We start from the raw sequence: 17,759 nt of genomic DNA on the forward strand, positions 1-17,759 counted from the left end.
GACCATGGTCGCATTCCCGTCACCGCGCCCGCACCGGGCGGCGTAGGGTGGGCTGGATGAAGGCGCAACTGCTCACCGAGGAGTCCGGGCCCGCCGGCCTGGCACTGACCGAGATCGCGGATCCGATACCGGGACCGGGGCAACTGCTCGTCGACATCAAGTCGTGCGGGGTGTGTTTTCCCGATCTGCTGATCGCCCAGGGCAAGTATCAGATCCGTCCGCCGTTGCCGTTCATCCCGGGCACCGAGGTGTCCGGCGTCGTCCGCGAGGCCCCGGACGGAGGGCAGTACCGGCCGGGCGACAAGGTGCTGGTCACCCCGATGATTGGTGGATTCGCCGAACAGATCCTCGTTGTCCCCGAGATGTTGCTGCCGATGCCCGAGGGCCTGAGTTTCGACGAGGGTGCCGCGTTGGGCATCAACTTCCAGACCGCGGTGTTCGCGCTCAAGATGCGCGCACAGACCGCGCCCGGCGAGGTGGTGGGTGTCCTCGGCGCCGCCGGCGGCATCGGGGTGGCCTCGATCCTGGTGGCCAAGGCGATGGGGGCGACGGTGGTGGCCATCGTGCATCGCACCGGTGCCGACGACCTGCTCAAGAGTCTCGGTGCCGATCACATCGTGCAACTCACCGACGGCTGGGGCGACAGACTCCGGGAGTTCGCGCCCGACGGTGTCGACGTGATGATCGACCCGTCCGGCGGCGACGTGTTCGACGAGGCGCTGCGCCAGGTGGCGCCCGACGGCCGTTACGTGGTGGTCGGTTTCGCCGCCGGCGGCATCCCCACCGTCAAACTCAATCGGGTGTTGTTCCGCAATATCGCGATCGTCGGTGCCGCGTGGGGCGAGTACCTGCGGTCCCACCCGAACGACAACATTCCCGGACTCATCCACGACGAGATCATCGAGATGATCGACGCCGGGCTGCGCCCGCCGGTCACCGCGCGCTATCCACTGGCCGATGCCGGACAGGCGTTGACGGACATGGCCGCCGGGAAGATCCTGGGCAAGGCGGTCATCACGATCGCGGAGTGAGCCGCCCCCACCGACATCGGAGCCGCCATGTGCCGAAACATCACTGAACTGCGTGGCCTGGAGCCACCGGCCACCACCGACGAGGTGGAGGCCGCCGCGCGCCAGTACGTGCGCAAGGTGAGCGGGATCCGGCATCCGTCGGCCGCCACCGAGGTCGCGTTCGAGGAGGCCGTCGCAACCGTCGCCGCGGCCACCAGGGACCTGCTCGGTGTGCTGCCGCAGCGTCGGCAACCACCCAGGACGGTGCCGCCGCTGCGGCGCCCCGAGGTGATCGCCCGGCTCGGCCGCTGAACATCGCCGTATAAGTCGTCCGCGGGCCGACTTATACGCGCACCTGGGGAAAGCCTCGGTTCCGCCGGTACCGACTGGGTAGGGTGCGATTCGTGCGCATCTCACAGATTGCGGTACCTGTCCGGCTGCCGGCGGTTGTGGTGATCCTGCTGCTGACCGCACTGCTCTCGCTGGTCGCCGCGGCGCCCCCGGTCGCACACGCGGCTCCGGACAACTGCGTCCCGCCCGGCCTGTCGTCGGCCTCGGCCGCGCCGGTCAACCTCGCCGCGGCCGAGGAGGGCGGTGAGGACAGATTCACCACCGTGACCACCACCCCGGTCGATCAGATCGACATCGGTGCGCTGGAACTGATCAATCGCGGTGTCATCTCCGTGGGCACCCTTTCCGATGCCGGACCGAGTATCTGCGTCAACCGCAAGGGCGTGTTCACCGGCTTCGACAACGAACTGCTCAAGGCGATCGCCGCCAAGATCGGCCTCAAGATCACCTTCGCCGGAACCGAATTCGCGGGACTGCTCGCCCAGGTGTCCAACAATCGTTTCGACATCGGGTCGTCGTCGATCACCACCACCGACGAACGCAGGCAGACGGTCGACTTCACCAACGGCTACGACTTCGGCTACTTCTCGCTCGTCGCACCTCCCGGCGGCAAGGCGACCAGCTTCTCCGACCTCGGTCCGGGGCAGCGGATCGGCGTGGTGCAGGGCACCGTGCAGGACGACTACGTCGTCAACACCCTCAAGCTCGACCCGGTGAAGTTCCCCGACTACGCCACCGCCTACGCCAATCTCAAGACCGGGCAGATCGATGCCTGGGTGGCGCCGTCCCAGCAGGCCGAAGGCGCGGTGCGGCCGGGTGACGGGGTGACGATCACCGAGAACACCTTCAGCGTCAACAACTTCGTCGCCTGGGCAGTGGGCAAGAACAAGCCGAAACTGGTGGCCGCGCTCAACTCGGGACTCGACGCGATCATAGCCGACGGTACCTATGCCACGCTGTACGCCGACTGGGTTCCGCGGGAACTGCCCGCCGGCTGGAAGCCCGGCAGCAAGGCCGCGCCGACGCCCGAACTGCCCGACATCGCCACGATTGCCCGCGAGAACGCCGCCGGAAAGGAAGACGACACCGGCAGTCGCAAGGGCACCCTCGCGCAGTTGAGCGACACCTTCTTCAACTGGGAGCTGTACAAGGATTCGTTCCCGGATCTGTTCAAGACGGGTCTGCCCAACACACTGCTGCTGGCGTTGGTGTCCGGCGTGCTGGGCACGTTGCTGGGTCTGCTGCTGGCCGTTGCCGGCATCTCCCGTTCGCGCTGGCTGCGTTGGCCCGCCCGCATCTACACCGACATCTTCCGTGGTCTGCCGGCCGTGGTGGTGATCCTGATCGTCGGCCTCGGTATCGGCCCGGTGGTCAGTGACATCACCGGCAACAACCCGTACTGGCTCGGCGCGGTGGCCCTGGCCCTGCTGGCCGCCGCCTACATCGGTGAGATCTTCCGCTCCGGCATCCAAAGCGTGGAAGCCGGGCAGATGGAGGCCTCGCGCGCGATCGGCTTCTCCTACGGGCAGTCGATGCGGCTGGTGGTGATCCCGCAGGGTGTGCGGCGGGTGCTGCCGGCGCTGATGAACCAGTTCATCAGCCTCATCAAGGACAGTTCGCTGGTGTACTTCCTAGGTCTGCTGGCCAGCCAGCGCGAACTGTTCGCCGTCGGGCGGGACCTGAACGCGCAGACCGGAAATCTGTCCCCGCTGGTTGCCGCGGGCCTGGTCTACCTGCTGCTCACCATCCCGCTGACCCACCTGGTCAACTACATCGACCACAGGTTGCGCACCGGCCGTCCGGCACCGGCGGAGGACGATCCCGGACCGCTGGTGACCAGCGGCGGCGCGGTCCCCGGGCCGCCCACTAAGCCATAGCCGCGCGAACCCGAAAGAGACACTGTGTCAACCACATCCACCACCACCAAGCAGGCGGTCTCGCTCACCGGTACCGGCCTGCACCTGGCGTTCGGGAACAACAAGGTTCTCAAGGGCGTCGATATCCACGTCGACGCCGGCACCACCACCACCGTCATCGGGCCGTCGGGATCGGGCAAGTCGACGCTGCTGCGGGTGCTCAACCGGCTGCACGAACCCGACAGCGGCGACATCGCCCTCGACGGCCGGTCGGTGCTCCAGGACAACCCCGACGACCTGCGCAAACGCATCGGAATGGTGTTTCAGCAGTTCAACCTGTTCCCGCACAAGAGCGTCGCCGACAACATCGCCCTCGGTCCGCGCAAACTCAGAGGTGTGAGCAAGGAGGAGGCACGGTCGGTGGCGCTGCGCCAGCTTGAGCTGGTAGGTCTGGCGCACAAGGCCGATGCGCGGCCGGCCAATCTGTCCGGTGGGCAGCAGCAGCGGGTGGCCATCGCACGGGCGCTCGCGATGGAGCCACAGGTGATGTTCTTCGACGAGGCCACCTCCGCCCTGGACCCCGAACTGGTCAAGGGCGTGCTGGCGCTGATGGCCGAGCTGGCCTCCGGCGGTATGACAATGGTGGTTGTGACCCACGAAATGGGTTATGCCCGAAACGTTTCCGATCACGTCGTGTTCATGGACCGGGGTGTGGTGGTGGAGACCGGCAAGCCGGAGCAGATCTTCACCGCCGCCGAGTCCGAGCGGCTGCGGACGTTCCTGTCGCAGGTGCTCTGATCCCGGCGACGGTCACGGCTCAGCCCGCGGCCAGTGCCTTGAGCGCGGTGTCCGCGTGCACGTTCATGTTGATCTCGCTGCGCACGGCCGCGACCACGGTGCCGTCGGCGCCGATCGCGAAGGTGGCCCGCTGGTTGGGCAGCAGGCCGATACGCCGACTCACCCCGTACGCCTTGGCCACCGATTTGTCGGTGTCCGAGAGCAGTGGGTAGCCGAGATTGTGGGTGGTGTCGAACTGCTTCTGCTTGGCCACGTCGTCGGCGCTGATGCCCAGCACACGCGCTCCGGCGGCGGTGAACTCGCCGACGATGTCGCGGAAGTGGCATGCCTCCTTGGTGCATCCGGGGGTCAGTGCGGCCGGATAGAAGAACAGCACGACCGGACCCTGTGCCAGTACCGATGACAGTGTGACGGGATTGCCGTCCTGGTCCGGGAGGGTGAAATCGGGTGCGGTGTCGCCGGTGTTCAGCACGGTGTCTCCTGTGGGGTCCGATGGCACGGGGCCGGCGGGTCGGGGCCGGGCACGTGCCCGCCAGCTTAGCCGGGCGCCCGCCGGGTGCTGCCGTCCACGCTGGTGAGGGGGCGTGCGTTGGTTTCCCGGGGGAGGATGAAGACGCCTTCGGCGACGACGGTGTCGCCGTGTTCGTCGGCGATGGATCCGCGCACGATCTTCTTGCGGCCGGATCGTTCGGTCACCTCGGCGCTCGCGGTGAGCGGGGTGAACAGCATCGTCGGCCGTAGGAAACGCACGGTGATGGTGCCGGTGTAGGCGGCCGTCTCGTCGGAGGCTGCTGCCGAGCCGAGTAGCGCGTCGAGCACCATCATGCAGATTCCGCCGTGTACGCAACCGGGCGGACCCTCATACGGTGCGCCGAGGTTGAACTCGGCCCGCGTTCCGCCGGTCGGCGGGTAGTGCAGGGTGATCGGGGGCGCCACCCCGTTGGCCAGGCCGACGACGGCGTTTCCCCAGGCCATCCCGGTGCCGCTCGCGTTGTATCGCACGCCGAACGCGCCGTCGATCTGCCGGGCGCGCAGACCGGCTGCGATGTCGGAGATCTGGGTGGTGGCGGTGCGGATGGTGTCGTCGTCGACCTCGGTACGGATCGCCGCGTCGATCAGTTCGCGCACCGCCGCTCCCAGCGGTCCGTACAGTTCCGCGCGCCGGCGAATCTCGTCATCGGACAGGTCGTGCTGTTTGAAATCCATACGGTAAGCCTATCTGTAAGGTGACCACGGTTGTGTGCCTATTTCGCGGCGAACTCGGGATTAGGCCAAAACTGTAACGTGTTCTAACTTACGATGTAGTGACGGCAACATCGGCTGCACCGACAATGATCGCGGCGGATGGCCGCGCGCGCGAGCGCCGCGGTGGGCGTGGAGGATGACGAGAGAACAATGGCAGACAAACCAACCGTAACGGCCGACGGGACGGGCCCGGATGGTCCGGACTCCGGCGACAAGGACGCGGCCCCCGCGGACGGGCTGCGCACCGACCTGGTCGCCCGCGATGAGGACTGGGTCAAACGCGTCCTGCCGTTGCTGCGGCTCATCGCCAAGAACTACTTCCGGTCCGAGGTCACCGGCATGGAGAAGGTTCCCGACGGCGGTGTTCTGCTGGTGTCCAACCACTCCGGCGGGATAACCGCGTTCGACGTGCCGGTGATCGGCGTCGCGTTCGCCGAGCAGTTCGGTGAGAACCGACCGCTCTACACCCTCGCTCACGACTTGGTGTTCACCGGCCCCGGCAAAGACATCTTCGGCAAGGTCGGCTTCTTGCCGGCCCACCCCAAGAACGCGGTCCGCGCGCTCAAGGAGGGTGCCGCCACGCTGGTCTTTCCCGGCGGCACCTGGGACGCGATGCGTCCCACCTCCCAGAGTGCCAACGTCGACTTCGGCGGCCGTACCGGCTACATCAGGACCGCGCTCAAAGCCGGGGTGCCGATCGTGCCCATCGTGACGATCGGCGGGCAGGAAACGCAGTGGTACATCAACCGCGGCGACACCCTGGCCAAACTTCTGCGGCTGGACAAGCTGGTGCGCGCCGATTCCGTGCCGTTCGTCTTCGGTTTCCCATTCGGCCTGAGCCTCGGTGTCTCACTGAATATTCCGCTGCCGTCCAAGTTGATCACCCGGGTGCTCGACCCGGTCGACATCGCCGCTGAGTTCGGCGACGACCCCGACATCGACATGGTCGACGCGGAGATCCGCGCACGGATGCAGCATGCCCTCGACGAGCTCGCGGACAAACGCAGGTTCCCGATTTTGGGCTGAATGCGCGGGACACCGCGGGGTGGGTAGGTAAAAGGTCCGACGAACAGACGGTGGTGAGGGTATGAACTTCTCAGGTGTGGCGGCCGCGGTTCGCGGCCGGATCGCGGCGTTGATCTGGGTGATCCGTGAACTGGTCGGCAGTGGGTTTCTTACGGTGCTGCGGCCCGACCGGTACGTCCGGATGGGTCTGGCCATGCGCAGGCACGGCGGAGCATCACCGGTCAGTGGTATCGGTCTGGCCGCCGTGCGCGCGCCGAACGGCACCGCGATCATCGACGAGGCCGGACCGGTCACCTGGGGCGAACTCGACCGGCGGGCCGACGCGCTGGCCGCAGCGCTGGCGGCCATCCCAGATGTGGCGACCGTCGCCGTCATGTGCCGTAACCATCGTGGCCTGGTCGAGTCGATCGCGGCGGTGTCCCGGCTCGGCGCGGACTCGGTGCTGCTCAACACAGGTTTCGCGGCTCCGCAGCTCGCCGACGTGCTTGAGCGTGAACAGGCCGACGTACTCATCGCCGACGACGAGTTCGACGCGCTCCTCGGCCCGGCCGTCCAGCGGCTCCCGAAGTTGCGCGTGGTGCGTGCGTGGATCGAGGACCCCGCCGCCCCGGTCGCCGGCACCGACTCCCTCGACGGTCTGATCGAGGCGCACTGGGGCCATCGCGCGCGCCGGCCCACCAAAGCCGGCCGGATCGTGCTGCTCACCTCCGGCACCACCGGCACGCCGAAGGGCGCCCGCCGGGGAGGCAGTACCGACATCTCGTCGCTGGCCGCGATGTTCGAGCGCATCCCGTGGCGCGCGGGAGAGTCGACGGTGATCGCCGCGCCCATCTTCCACGCCTGGGGTTTCGGTCAGATGGCCATCTCGTCGACCATGACCTGCACCATGATCATGGAGCGCCGCTTCGACCCGAAGGGCACCCTCGACCTGGTGCGCAGACATGCGGCCACCGGTCTCGCGGTGGTGCCGGTGATGATCGAACGCATCATCGATCTGCCCGCCGAGGTGCTCGACGCCCGGCCCATGCCGTCACTGCGTTTTGTCACCGCGAGCGGCTCCCGGATGCGCACCGAGGCGCTGCTGGCTTTCATGGACCGCTACGGCGACATCATCTACAACAGCTACAACGCCACCGAGGCCGGACTTATCAGCACTGCCACCCCCGCCGACATGCGCATCGCACCCGAGACCGCCGGTCGCCCGCTGACCGGCACCAGCGTGCGCATTCTCGACGATGACGACCGCGAACTCGGCACCGACGAGATCGGCCGGATCGTGGTGCAGAGCAACTCCGGTTTCGATGGCTACACCTCCTCGGATACCAAGGCGTTCGCCGGCAACCACATGGTCTCCGGCGATGTCGGCCGCATTGACCACAACGGTCTCCTGTTCGTGGTGGGCCGCGACGACGAGATGATCGTTTCCGGCGGCGAGAACGTCTACCCGTTGGAGGTCGAGGAGGTGCTCGGTGCGTATCCGGGGGTCGGTGAGGTGGCGGTGATCGGCGTCGACGACGAGAAGTTCGGTCAGCGGCTGGCAGCGTACGTGGTGGCCCGTCCCGGTTTCGAACTCGGCGAAGCCGACCTCAAGCAGCACGTCAAGCAGCAGCTCGCCGGGTACAAGGTGCCGCGAGAGGTTCACTTCCTCGACGAACTGCCCCGCAACGCCACCGGCAAGGTTCTCAAACGTGCGCTCGGCGGCCCTGAATCGAAAGTTGGGTGATGTCATGGAACGGCTGAGTGGGCCCGATGCCCTCATGCTGAATATGGAGACACGCACGACGCCGATGCACACGCTCAAGATCGCGGTCATCGATACCTCACGTCGGGGTAAACCGGTGTCGTTGACCGAACTGGTGGACATCCTGCCGCGATACCTGGGCAGATTCCCGCGCTCCACACAGCATCTCGAGCGGCTGCCCGCATATCAGGCCCGGCCGTTCTGGGTACGTGACAAGGACTTCGACATCCGTAACCACCTCGATGAGGTGACGCTGCCTGAGCCGGGCGGACGCGCCGAACTTGACGCGGTGCTCGCTGAACTCGCTGTGCGGCAATTGGATCGGCATCGTCCACTGTGGGCATTGACCCTGATACACGGGGTCACCGGCGGCCGTCAGGCGGTGGTGGTGCGCATCCACCATGCGGTGGCCGACGGGCTGGCCGCGCTCAACACCTTTATGGGTGCCACCTCGGAGGAGGGCGGGGTCATCGAACCCGCGCCCATCGACCCGGTGTCCGCTCCGGTCGACCGGCGGGTGCTGGGAAGGATGGCGCGCGAGGAATCGCGCCGCCTGCTGCGGGCCATTCCGGGAATGGTGGGCGGTTTCGCCCGGGCCGCACGTATCAAGAGCGGCACGCCCACCCTACCCAGGCCGTTGACGGTGCCGCGCAACAGTTTCAACACTCCGAGCGGTGCGGTCCGGGTATGTGCCAGCGGTGAGATCCCGCTGGCGGCGGTGCAACGGATCGCGGTGGCCACCGAGACCACCGTCAACGGTGCGCTCCACGGAGTGATAGCCGGTGCCATGCGCGCCGAACTGCTTTCCCGCGGTGAGAATCCGGGAGCACAGGTCAGCGTGTTCGGGGTGTGTAAGGACATCACCTCACCCCGTACGTGGGGCAACGAGATCGCCACCGCCTCAGCGTATCTGCGCGCCGATCTGGACGATCCGGTGGAGCGGGTCGTCCGGACCGCGGCCAGCTGTCATGAGGCGGTCGCCTACCGCCGGCAGGTAGGTTTCGAACTGACGGAGAAGACCTCGGCCTATACCGGCCGCCTCGGGCCGGTGTTCCGGATCCTCGCGGCGCACCGGATGCCGCGCGTGATGAACAACATCACCACGGCAAACATGCCGGGCCCCAAGAAAACCCGGTGGGTCGGCGACATCGAGGTGGTCGACTGGGTGTCGTTCGCACTGGCGATCGCACCCGCCGATGTGAACCTGACCGCCTACAGCTATGCCGGCCGGATCACGATGGGTCTGGTGTCCACGCCTGAGTCGATGCCTGACCCGCGCAGTTTCCTTGAGCGCGTGCATGAGTCGCTCAACGAGGTATCCCGGACGCTGGGCCTGCCGGAAAGTCCGCAACGGCAATGGCTGGCGGACGGCACGGATCAGAGTGTGCGAAAGGTTGAGGAAAAGCAGTGAAAAGCTGGGAAGCCGGGTTCAGCAGGGCCTTCATGTTCGCCGAGGTGGTGCCACGGTCGCTGCGCAGTGCCCGGATCGCGCACATCCGTGATACCCGCAGCGGTCGGCCCCGGTCGGGCTGGGGGCCGCGGGCGGTCGGTGAAACGGTCTTCGATGAGTTCTTCATCGCCCTCAATTCGGTGCTGCGTGACATTCCCGCCGACGAGGCGGTGGCCGACTACGTCGACAGGTGCGCGACGATCGCCGACGAGTTCGTCGCACTCGGTGTCCAGGGCGCCAGCCGCGATCCCGGGCCACCCGCGATCCTCAGGCGCCAATCACGCCGATTCATGACCACACCGTACGAGCAGATCTCCTTCCAGGTGGCCGATCCGCTGCCCGCATCGGTGGCGGAGTTCGACCCGGGTGCCGCCAACGAGGCGTCGGCGCGGGTGCTCAGCCACGGCGGCACCCGCCGTCGGTGGCTGATCTGGGTGCATGGCGCCTCTCAGGGCAGGCCCGACGACCTGTTCACCTTCCGCGCGGCGCATCTGCACAACGATCTCGACTTCGAGGTGGTCATGCCGGTGTTGCCGGCGCACGGCCCGCGCAGTCTGCCGGGGGTCGCGTATCCGGGTTTTGACCCGATCCTCAACGTGCTGATCACCATGCGGGCGGTTGCCGAGATCCGGTCGCTGATCGGCTGGATCCACACGCACGACCCGATCGATATCACGATCGCCGGTACCTCACTCGGCGGGCCCATCGCCGCGCTGGTGGCCTCGCTCGATCCGCGGGTGTCGTCGGTCCTGGCGACAGTACCGATGCTCGACATGCACCGTACGCTCACCCATCACATGGCGCGCGGCGGTATCCGGGGCAAACTGATGGCTGAACTGCTCAGTAGCGAGCCCGTGCGGACGGTGTCGGCGGTCATGGACCCATTGAGTGTCGAACCGCACGCGGAGCCCGACCGGAGGATGGTGATCGCGGCGCTCAACGACCGGATCACCTCGGTGACCGCCGCCCAGCAGCTACACCAGCACTGGAACGGCCGGGTGCACTGGTATCAGGGCAGCCACGTGGGTTCGGTCTTCGCCGGCGACGTCAAGGCGGTGGCCGACAGTTTCCTGCTCGGCAGGCCCACGAAGTCGGCTCCCTCGGTATAGGTAGGGCACGAGGGCGCCGAATCAGTCGGGTTGCCGCCCTACTCGGGCGTGTCTCCCAATTCTTCCGCAGAGGGCGGCACAGGGAATTGGGAGACACGCCCGAAGTGCCTCGTTCAGTTGTGGAGGTGATGCGTCAGCGTGAGTGCCTGCCCGGACCGTCGGGGTCGTTCGGGTACTCGCCGCCCTCCGGTGGGTACTGGCCGGGATAGGCGCCCGGGGCCGGATAGTTGCCTTGCGCGGGCGGCGGTGTCGGGTAACCACCGGCGGGCGGCTGCTGCTGGTACGGCGACGGCTGGTGCGGTTGCTGCTTATACGGAGACGGGGCACCGTAGCGCGGCGGGTTGGTGTACAGCGGCTGGCTCGGCGGACCGCCGGGGGCGTCGTAACCCGGGCCACCAGGAGGCGGTCCCTGCGGTGCACCGGGCTGGGGAGCCTGCGGTGCGGCCGGCGGCGGTGCGGTGAAGCGCTGTGTGGCGCCGACCGGAGCTCCGAGCGGATCACCGCCGAGCCTGCCGAGCCGGTTGGCGGCTTCGCGCTCGGCGGCCTCCTTGTCGGCTGCTTCCTTCTCCGCTGCTTCCTTCTCGTCCGCGGCCTTCTTGGCGGCGGCCTTCTTCTCGGCGATCTTGCCGTCTGGATCGAGCAGGTCGCGGATCTCGGTGAGCAGCGAGATCTCGTCGTCGTCGGCCTCGTCCTCGGGCTTCTTCCGCAGCTCGGAGAGCTTGGTGTACGGCATGATGATGAGGAAGTAGATGACCGCGGCGATGATCAGGAAGTTGATGATCGCGGTCAGCAGCGCGCCGAAGTCCATGAAGGTCGCTTCGTTGTCGCTGAGGATCCTGAACCCGAGTGGACAGCTCTGGATCGGTCCGGCGACCGTCCCGTCCGCGGCGGCCGTCGCGGTGGCGCCGTCGTCGCAACCACTGCCGACCGGAATGGCGGCGAACAACGGTTCGATGATGCTGGAGGTGAAAGCGGTGACGATCGCGGTGAAAGCTCCACCGATGATCACCGCTGTGGCCAGCTCGACCACGTTACCTCTGAGTATGAATTCCTTGAAGCCCTTGAGCACGGCTGTCCTCTCGTGATGGTCGATACATGCTCGTCAGTACGTCGGTAATTTGTACGTCGGTTCTCGTTGCGTCGGTGAGGTCACCGCGACTCCCGTGACGGAAGCGCACTCGGGCGAAGCCTATCCAGGATGATAAACGAGCGACAGTGCTTTCACCGGCTCTCTCCGCGTGTCGGAATACTTTTGCCAAATACTTGATTATCTTGTGGTTGGCAAAGAATTGACTGTATGTGTGCCCGGGATCACGCCGTTGACCTGTGCTTTTCGGAGGGTGGCACCAGCGGCATCGACAGTGATGTAGAGCACTATTCAGTGCAGGACCATGGCAAGTGCCGAATCCAGGCCGACGGTTGCCACCCGGTGCGCCTCCCGTTCCGCCATCGCCAACAGGATCGGCGCCGACGTCGAACCGCCTCCCGACAACGGGCCGGAGACCTGCGTGAGTCCCGTCGTGAGCGCCACGACCGCACCCCGCGCCAGCACCGCCGAATCCGGCCCCAGCACGTCGACGACATCACCCTCGCGCAGTATCGAGCCCACCGAGGCGTCGGCCGGACGGACCGGTACCAGCCGGGCCGACGCCCGCCCGGTGAGCTGCCGGGGGAGTCGGGAGGTGAGCACCCGGGCGTCGGTCAGGATCTCGCCGGAACGGATGTGGGACACCACCGTGCGGCCCACGCAGTCGGCCGACAGGCGCATCGCACCCTTCGGTACCAGCCGGCCCGGAACCCGGCTCACCGACAGGTCCTCGGCGGACAGTCGCGCCCCGGGGTGCAGATCGCGTGCGGCGACGATGACCGGCCGGTCGGCGTCGGCGGCCTGCCCGGACAGCCCGACCACGATCGCGGTGAGCACCAGGGCGATGGCGGCGACCCGGCGAACGACCACCGAACGGGTCCACGACGGCCGGGCGAGGTGGCGGATGCGGTCGAGGACTCGGGGCGCGAGCGGGTCGCGGGGCGATAGTACGGGCATACGACGACGCTAGGGGTGTCCGGGCGCCTCGCGCGCCGCCGGAGACGATCTGTGGACAACCGGCTGACCTGGGGAAACCAAGGTTGACAGCGTTCCGTCGGTGGCGCCGGTGCCGGTCGGCTGTTACTGTATGGACCCGGTGTGCCGGGAAGTCTGGTCGGCGGGTAACAGAACTGTGCTCCGCGACCGGCGGAGCCGCCCGCAGGTGGGAGCCACGCCATTCAGGAACAACACACCGGGCACAACCCGAACGACGGTGCCGGCCGTCGTACCTTGTTCGGCCGCGGCTCCTGGCCCGAGGCGGGCCGGGTGGCCGACATTCTCCGCAAGGAGACGATCGGCGGAATGCTGGTCCTGCTGGCCGCACTCGCCGCCGTGGTCGCGGCCAACACCCCCGCGCAGGACCGGTACCACCGGCTGATGGCCACCGAGGTCGGCCCGGCATCGCTGCACCTGGACCTGACGGTGGCACAGTGGGCCGCCGACGGACTGCTCGCGCTGTTCTTCTTCGTCGTCGGCCTCGAACTCAAACGCGAATTCATCGCCGGCGATCTGCGCGATCCGGCTCGCGCGGTGCTGCCAGTACTCGCCGCGGTCGGTGGCATGGTGGTTCCGGCGCTGGTCTTCCTGGCCGTCAACACCGCCGCCGGGTCGGGCGCACTGCGCGGCTGGGCGATCCCGACCGCAACCGACATCGCCTTCGCGGTGGCCGTGCTGGCGGTTGTCGGCACTCACCTGCCGTCGGCGCTGCGCACATTTTTGCTGACCCTCGCGGTGGTCGACGATCTACTCGCCATCGTTGTCATCGCCGTGTTTTACGCCTCCGACCTGCACCTTGGCGCACTGGGGCTGGCACTGATCCCGTTGACGGCGTTCGCGGTCGCGGTGCGGCGCGGTGTGCGGTCGTGGTGGGTACTCGTCCCGCTCGCGGTGTGCACCTGGGCATTCGTGCACTCCTCGGGTATCCACGCCACCGTGGCCGGGGTACTGCTGGGCTTCACCGTCCCGGTACTCGGCGGTGAACACAGGAGTACGGCCGAACACCTCGAACACCGACTGCGTCCGCTGTCGGCGGGGGTGGCGGTCCCGGTGTTCGCGTTCTGCGCGGCGGGCGTGACCTTCGGTGGCCTGTCCGGCATCCGCGGCGCCCTGACCGATCCGGTGACGCTCGGGGTGCTGTTGGGGCTGCTGGTGGGCAAGGCGGTCGGCATCGTCTCGGCCACCGCCGCGTTGGCACGGTTCACCAGGGCCTCGCTCGACGACGGCTTGCGCTGGCCGGACGTCATCGGTATCGGCATCCTGGGCGGTGTCGGATTCACGGTATCGCTGCTGATCAGCGAGCTGGCGTATCCGGATGACGCACATACCGCCGAACACGCCAAGATAGGTGTGCTGCTCGGATCGGTGGCCGCGGCGCTGATCGCGGCGACCGTGCTGCGGATGCGTGAACGGGGATACCGCGAGCTCGCCCGGATCGAACAGATCGACGCCGACGGCGACGGTGTGCCGGACGTCTATCAGCGGGGCGACCGACCGCCCGGAGGTTGATTCGGTCCCATGGATTGGCACTCGGAATGAGTGAGTGCCAACAACGCGTTAGAATACGCGTCGGCAGATTCAGATCTTCGGAGGTATTGGTGCCCACCTACTCATATGCGTGCACGGAATGCGACAACAAGTTCGACATCGTCCAGTCGTTCTCGGATGACTCGCTGACCGAATGCCCGGCGTGCGCGGGCCGCCTTCGCAAGCTGTTCAACTCCGTCGGCATCGTCTTCAAGGGCAGCGGCTTCTACCGCACCGACTCGAGGTCGGGCTCCACGGCGTCGGAGAAGGCATCGAGCTCGGACTCCGCGAGCACCTCCTCCTCGTCGGATTCCTCCTCGACGAAGTCGGAGTCCTCCTCCGGTGGTTCGTCGTCGGGAAGTGGTTCGGCGTCGGGAAGTGGTTCGGCGTCGGGAAGTGGTTCGGCGTCGAGCACCTCGTCCTCGACGAGCACCGCGGCGGCCTCGGCCTAGTTGTCGTCCGCCGCCGGCTCGCAGCGGACGAATCCGCCGCCGGGGGTCAATACCCAGTCGACCGGAACATCGTGCGGGTCGGCGGGCAGATCGTCGACCAGCTCGTCGTCGTAGACGACCGCGACCAGTTCCGCGGCCGAGGCCGTCGCGATCGAACGGTCGTAGTAGCCGGCGCCCCGGCCCAGCCGCACCCCGGTGCGAGCGGCGGCCAGCGCCGGCAGAAACACCACCGCTGCCTTGGCGACGGCGTCGGGCCCGAGTCTGTCCCCTCCCGGTTCATGCAGCCCGAACCGGGCCGAGGTCAGGGTGTCGGCGTCGTCGTAGCGCGCCCAGTCCAACGGTGCGGGCGGGCCGGGCGCGACGATCGGGACCAGCACACGCACACCCTGGCCGGTCAGCGCCTCGAGCATCGCCCGCGACCCCGGTTCGGTGCCCGTCGGCACATACGCGGCCACCACGACGTCGTATTCGAGCCGGAACGGTGAGCACGTCATCCATCCCGCGAGATCCTGTGCCGCGCGGGCACGCTCATCCGCCGGCCGGGCCCGGCGGGTGGCCCGGACGGCGGCGCGAACCTCATCTTTGGTGCCGGTCATCGCATACCTCCCTGGCTCGGATACGTCGGTTGTGGGTCTGCTGGACGGGGCCTGCGAAGTTGTGATCTGTTACCTGTGGACACACCAACGCCATACATCTCAGCCTAGGGTGGATCTATGGCAGCAACGAGCGCACGCGCGGAACTCACCGCCGAACACGAGTCCGTTCCCGACACCCCGCCCATCCCGCGGACCGCGGTGGTCCCGGCGGCCGGTCTGGGAACACGATTCCTGCCCGCCACCAAGACCGTCCCCAAAGAACTGCTGCCCGTCGTCGACACCCCGGGAATCGAACTCGTCGCCGAAGAGGCCAAGTCCGCCGGCGCCGAACGACTGCTGATCGTCACCTCGCCCGGTAAGGACGGCGTGGTCGCGCACTTCGTGGAAGACCTGGTGCTGGAGAACACGCTGTCCAAGCGCGGCAAGGAGGCGATGCTGGCCAAGGTCCGCAAGGCGCCGTCGTTGCTGGAGGTGGCCTCGGTGGTGCAGGACAAGCCGCTCGGGCTCGGGCACGCCGTCGGCTGCGTCGAGCAATACCTCGACGACGACGAGGACGCGATCGCGGTGCTCCTGCCCGACGACCTGGTGCTGCCCGGCGGGGTGCTCGAGGTGATGGCCCGCACCCGCGCCCGGCGCGGCGGCTCGGTGCTGTGCGCCATCGAGGTGCCGGGGGACCGGATCAGCGCCTACGGCGTGTTCGACGTCGAGGAACTGCCCGACGCCAACAACCCGAACGTCATGCGGCTCAAGGGCATGGTCGAAAAGCCCAGCCCCGACCAGGCGCCGTCCAATCTGGCCGCGGCAGGACGATACATCCTCGACCGGAAGATCTTCGACGCGCTGCGCCGGATCACCCCGGGGGCGGGCGGCGAACTGCAACTCACCGACGCCATCGCGCTGCTGATCGCCGAGGGTGAGCCGGTGCACGTCGTGGTGCATCACGGCACCCGGCATGACCTGGGCAATCCCGGCGGCTACCTGAAGGCCGCGGTCGATTTCGCCCTCGACCGCGACGACTACGGCCCCGACCTGCGTGAATGGCTGGTCAACAGGCTTGCCGAGGAGTGAGGGCCGGTCCGGCGCACTTGGTGTCCTCTCAGCGCGCCTGCTTTCCCACAGGCCTGCGGCCGGATAGCGTGACACCGGCAGCTCAAGAGGTGCGAGAGGTGACATGCGTTCGGTCGAGGATCATCTGACTTTGGTGACCGCTGCGGCGGTGGCACCCAGGCCGGTTCGGGTGGCCATTTCGGAGGCACAGGGCCTCATGTGTGCAGAGGAAGTGGTGGCCGAGCGGCCTATGCCCGGCTTCGACCAGGCGGCGATCGACGGATACGCGGTACGTGCGGTCGATGTCGCGCTCGCCGGTCAGGACGCTCCCGACGACCTCGACGACTTCGACCCCGGTGGCGCCGAATTCGTGGACCTGATGGCAGGCGAACCGCTGATCGTCGGACTGCCGGTGGTCGGTGACGTCTCCCCAGGTGCGCGTACGCCCACCCGGTTGCAGCCGCGTCAGGCGGTGCGGGTCGAGACCGGTGCTCCCATGCCGACGCTCGCCGACGCCGTGGTGCCGTTGCGCTGGACCGACGGCGGTGAGCAGCGCGTGAAGATCGGGCACGGAGTGGGCAGCGGGGACTACATCCGGCGTGTCGGCGATGATGTGGCGCCCGGCGACGTCGCGGTGTGCTCGGGGTCGATCATCGGCCCGGCGCAGGTGGGCCTGCTCGCAGCGGTCGGGCAGCCGCGGGTATTGGTCCATCCGCGACCGCGGATGTCGGTGATCTCCATCGGCAACGAGCTCGTCGACATCGACAGGGCGCCCGGTCCGGGGCAGATCTTCGACGTCAACAGTTACGCACTGGCCGCCGCGGGCCGTGATGCGGGAGCCGACGTGAACCGGGTCGGGATCGCCGAACGGGACATCTCCCGGATGCGGGAGGTGGTGGAGGCGCAGCTGATCCGGTCGGAGATCGTGGTGATCACCGGCGCCGTCGGTGGCAGCGCCTCGCGCGCGGTGGTGGCCGCGCTCAGTGATCTCGGCGACCTGGAGATCGCCCGGATCGCCATGCACCCGGGCTCGGTGCAGGGATTCGGCAGGCTCGGCCGGGACGAGGTGCCCACGTTCCTGCTCCCGGCCAATCCGGTGAGCGCGCTGGTGGCCTTCGAGGTGATGGTGCGCCCGCTGATCAGGATCGCGCTCGGCAAGCGCCAACCGATGCGGCGGACGGTGCGGGCACGCACCATCGGGCCGATCGTGTCGGTGGCGGGCCGCAAGGGCTACCTGCGTGGACAGCTGATGCGTGATGAACGCTCGGGCGAGTACCTGGTGCAGGTGATCGGGGCCTCGCCGACGGGTTCCTCACATCTGCTCGCCGAACTCGCCGAGGCCAACTGCCTGATCATCGTCGAACCGGACGTCGAGGAGCTCGGTACCGGCGACGAGGTGGAGGTCGCGTTCCTCGCCCAGCGTGGCTAGGTCTTACAGCCAGGGCATGCTGTCGATGAGTTGGCGGGT

Annotated in this window: 17 protein-coding genes and 1 pseudogene; 12 read left to right on the forward strand and 6 right to left on the reverse strand. The window is 67.6% G+C overall.

Annotated features, from left to right (window positions below; genetic code table 11):
* Positions 1–56 precede the first annotated feature (56 nt).
* From GII31_RS05620 to GII31_RS05635, 4 genes are all read left to right on the forward strand, one after another.
* Complete coding sequence (locus GII31_RS05620; protein WP_213247557.1) at positions 57–1,031, forward strand: NADPH:quinone oxidoreductase family protein; 975 nt, start codon at positions 57–59, stop codon at positions 1,029–1,031.
* A gap of 27 nt (positions 1,032–1,058) precedes the next feature.
* Positions 1,059–1,322, forward strand: coding sequence for a DUF2277 domain-containing protein (locus GII31_RS05625; protein WP_213247559.1), 264 nt, complete (start codon positions 1,059–1,061; stop codon positions 1,320–1,322).
* Between the two features lie 149 nt (positions 1,323–1,471).
* Positions 1,472–3,238 (forward strand): ABC transporter substrate-binding protein/permease, encoded by a 1,767-nt coding sequence (locus GII31_RS05630; RefSeq protein WP_407649969.1) that lies wholly within the window; start codon positions 1,472–1,474, stop codon positions 3,236–3,238.
* 24 nt (positions 3,239–3,262) lie between these two features.
* Positions 3,263–4,015: an amino acid ABC transporter ATP-binding protein gene (locus tag GII31_RS05635; protein WP_322974141.1), complete on the forward strand. Its 753-nt coding sequence runs from the start codon at positions 3,263–3,265 to the stop codon at positions 4,013–4,015.
* A 19-nt stretch (positions 4,016–4,034) separates the two neighbouring features.
* Here GII31_RS05635 and GII31_RS05640 read toward each other — a convergent pair whose 3' ends face one another.
* Positions 4,035–4,484 (reverse strand): peroxiredoxin, encoded by a 450-nt coding sequence (locus GII31_RS05640; RefSeq protein ID WP_213249916.1) that lies wholly within the window; start codon positions 4,482–4,484, stop codon positions 4,035–4,037.
* A 68-nt stretch (positions 4,485–4,552) separates the two neighbouring features.
* Positions 4,553–5,221, reverse strand: coding sequence for a PaaI family thioesterase (locus GII31_RS05645; RefSeq protein WP_213247561.1), 669 nt, complete (start codon positions 5,219–5,221; stop codon positions 4,553–4,555).
* 330 nt (positions 5,222–5,551) lie between these two features.
* Between GII31_RS05645 and GII31_RS05650 the strand changes: the two genes are divergently transcribed.
* The 4 genes from GII31_RS05650 to GII31_RS05665 all read left to right on the forward strand — a co-directional run bounded on the left by GII31_RS05650 (position 5,552) and on the right by GII31_RS05665 (position 10,586).
* Positions 5,552–6,286 (forward strand): lysophospholipid acyltransferase family protein, encoded by a 735-nt coding sequence (locus GII31_RS05650; RefSeq protein WP_407649896.1) that lies wholly within the window; start codon positions 5,552–5,554, stop codon positions 6,284–6,286.
* Between the two features lie 61 nt (positions 6,287–6,347).
* Positions 6,348–8,009, forward strand: coding sequence for an AMP-binding protein (locus GII31_RS05655; RefSeq protein WP_213247565.1), 1,662 nt, complete (start codon positions 6,348–6,350; stop codon positions 8,007–8,009).
* Between the two features lie 4 nt (positions 8,010–8,013).
* On the forward strand, positions 8,014–9,438 hold the full coding sequence (locus GII31_RS05660; RefSeq protein WP_213247567.1) for a wax ester/triacylglycerol synthase domain-containing protein: 1,425 nt from the start codon (positions 8,014–8,016) through the stop codon (positions 9,436–9,438).
* A complete protein-coding gene (locus GII31_RS05665; protein ID WP_213247569.1) occupies positions 9,435–10,586 on the forward strand; it encodes an alpha/beta hydrolase family protein in 1,152 nt (383 codons plus the stop codon). Before GII31_RS05660 ends, GII31_RS05665 begins: the two co-directional genes overlap by 4 nt.
* A 133-nt stretch (positions 10,587–10,719) precedes the next feature.
* Here the strand turns inward: GII31_RS05665 and mscL are convergent, their stop codons facing one another.
* Together mscL and GII31_RS05675 are read right to left on the reverse strand one after the other, a co-directional pair.
* Positions 10,720–11,655 (reverse strand): large conductance mechanosensitive channel protein MscL, encoded by a 936-nt coding sequence (mscL, locus tag GII31_RS05670; RefSeq protein ID WP_260840326.1) that lies wholly within the window; start codon positions 11,653–11,655, stop codon positions 10,720–10,722.
* Between the two features lie 309 nt (positions 11,656–11,964).
* Complete coding sequence (locus GII31_RS05675) at positions 11,965–12,630, reverse strand: SAF domain-containing protein (protein ID WP_260840327.1); 666 nt, start codon at positions 12,628–12,630, stop codon at positions 11,965–11,967.
* 273 nt (positions 12,631–12,903) lie between these two features.
* On the opposite strand from GII31_RS05675, the gene nhaA reads away from it, so the two are divergent.
* Positions 12,904–14,178 carry a Na+/H+ antiporter NhaA gene (gene nhaA, locus GII31_RS05680; RefSeq protein WP_213247573.1) on the forward strand — a complete coding sequence of 425 codons (1,275 nt, stop codon included), beginning with the start codon at positions 12,904–12,906 and terminating at the stop codon, positions 14,176–14,178.
* Between the two features lie 26 nt (positions 14,179–14,204).
* Positions 14,205–14,408: pseudogene (locus tag GII31_RS22570) on the forward strand (FmdB family zinc ribbon protein); the annotation flags it as partial.
* A gap of 14 nt (positions 14,409–14,422) precedes the next feature.
* Here GII31_RS22570 and GII31_RS22575 read toward each other — a convergent pair.
* Complete coding sequence (locus GII31_RS22575; RefSeq protein WP_407650000.1) at positions 14,423–14,629, reverse strand: hypothetical protein; 207 nt, start codon at positions 14,627–14,629, stop codon at positions 14,423–14,425.
* A 15-nt stretch (positions 14,630–14,644) separates the two neighbouring features.
* On the reverse strand, positions 14,645–15,244 hold the full coding sequence (locus GII31_RS05690) for a 5-formyltetrahydrofolate cyclo-ligase (RefSeq protein WP_213247576.1): 600 nt from the start codon (positions 15,242–15,244) through the stop codon (positions 14,645–14,647).
* A gap of 117 nt (positions 15,245–15,361) precedes the next feature.
* Here GII31_RS05690 and GII31_RS05695 point away from each other — a divergent pair, with 117 nt between their 5' ends.
* Both GII31_RS05695 and glp read left to right on the forward strand, forming a co-directional pair.
* Positions 15,362–16,312, forward strand: a complete 951-nt coding sequence (locus GII31_RS05695) for a UTP--glucose-1-phosphate uridylyltransferase (protein ID WP_213247578.1) — start codon at positions 15,362–15,364, stop codon at positions 16,310–16,312.
* Between the two features lie 103 nt (positions 16,313–16,415).
* Positions 16,416–17,720 (forward strand): molybdotransferase-like divisome protein Glp, encoded by a 1,305-nt coding sequence (glp, locus tag GII31_RS05700; protein WP_213247580.1) that lies wholly within the window; start codon positions 16,416–16,418, stop codon positions 17,718–17,720.
* Positions 17,721–17,759 lie beyond the last annotated feature (39 nt).

Source organism: Gordonia pseudamarae, from assembly GCF_025273675.1.
Lineage (GTDB): Bacteria > Actinomycetota > Actinomycetes > Mycobacteriales > Mycobacteriaceae > Gordonia > Gordonia pseudamarae.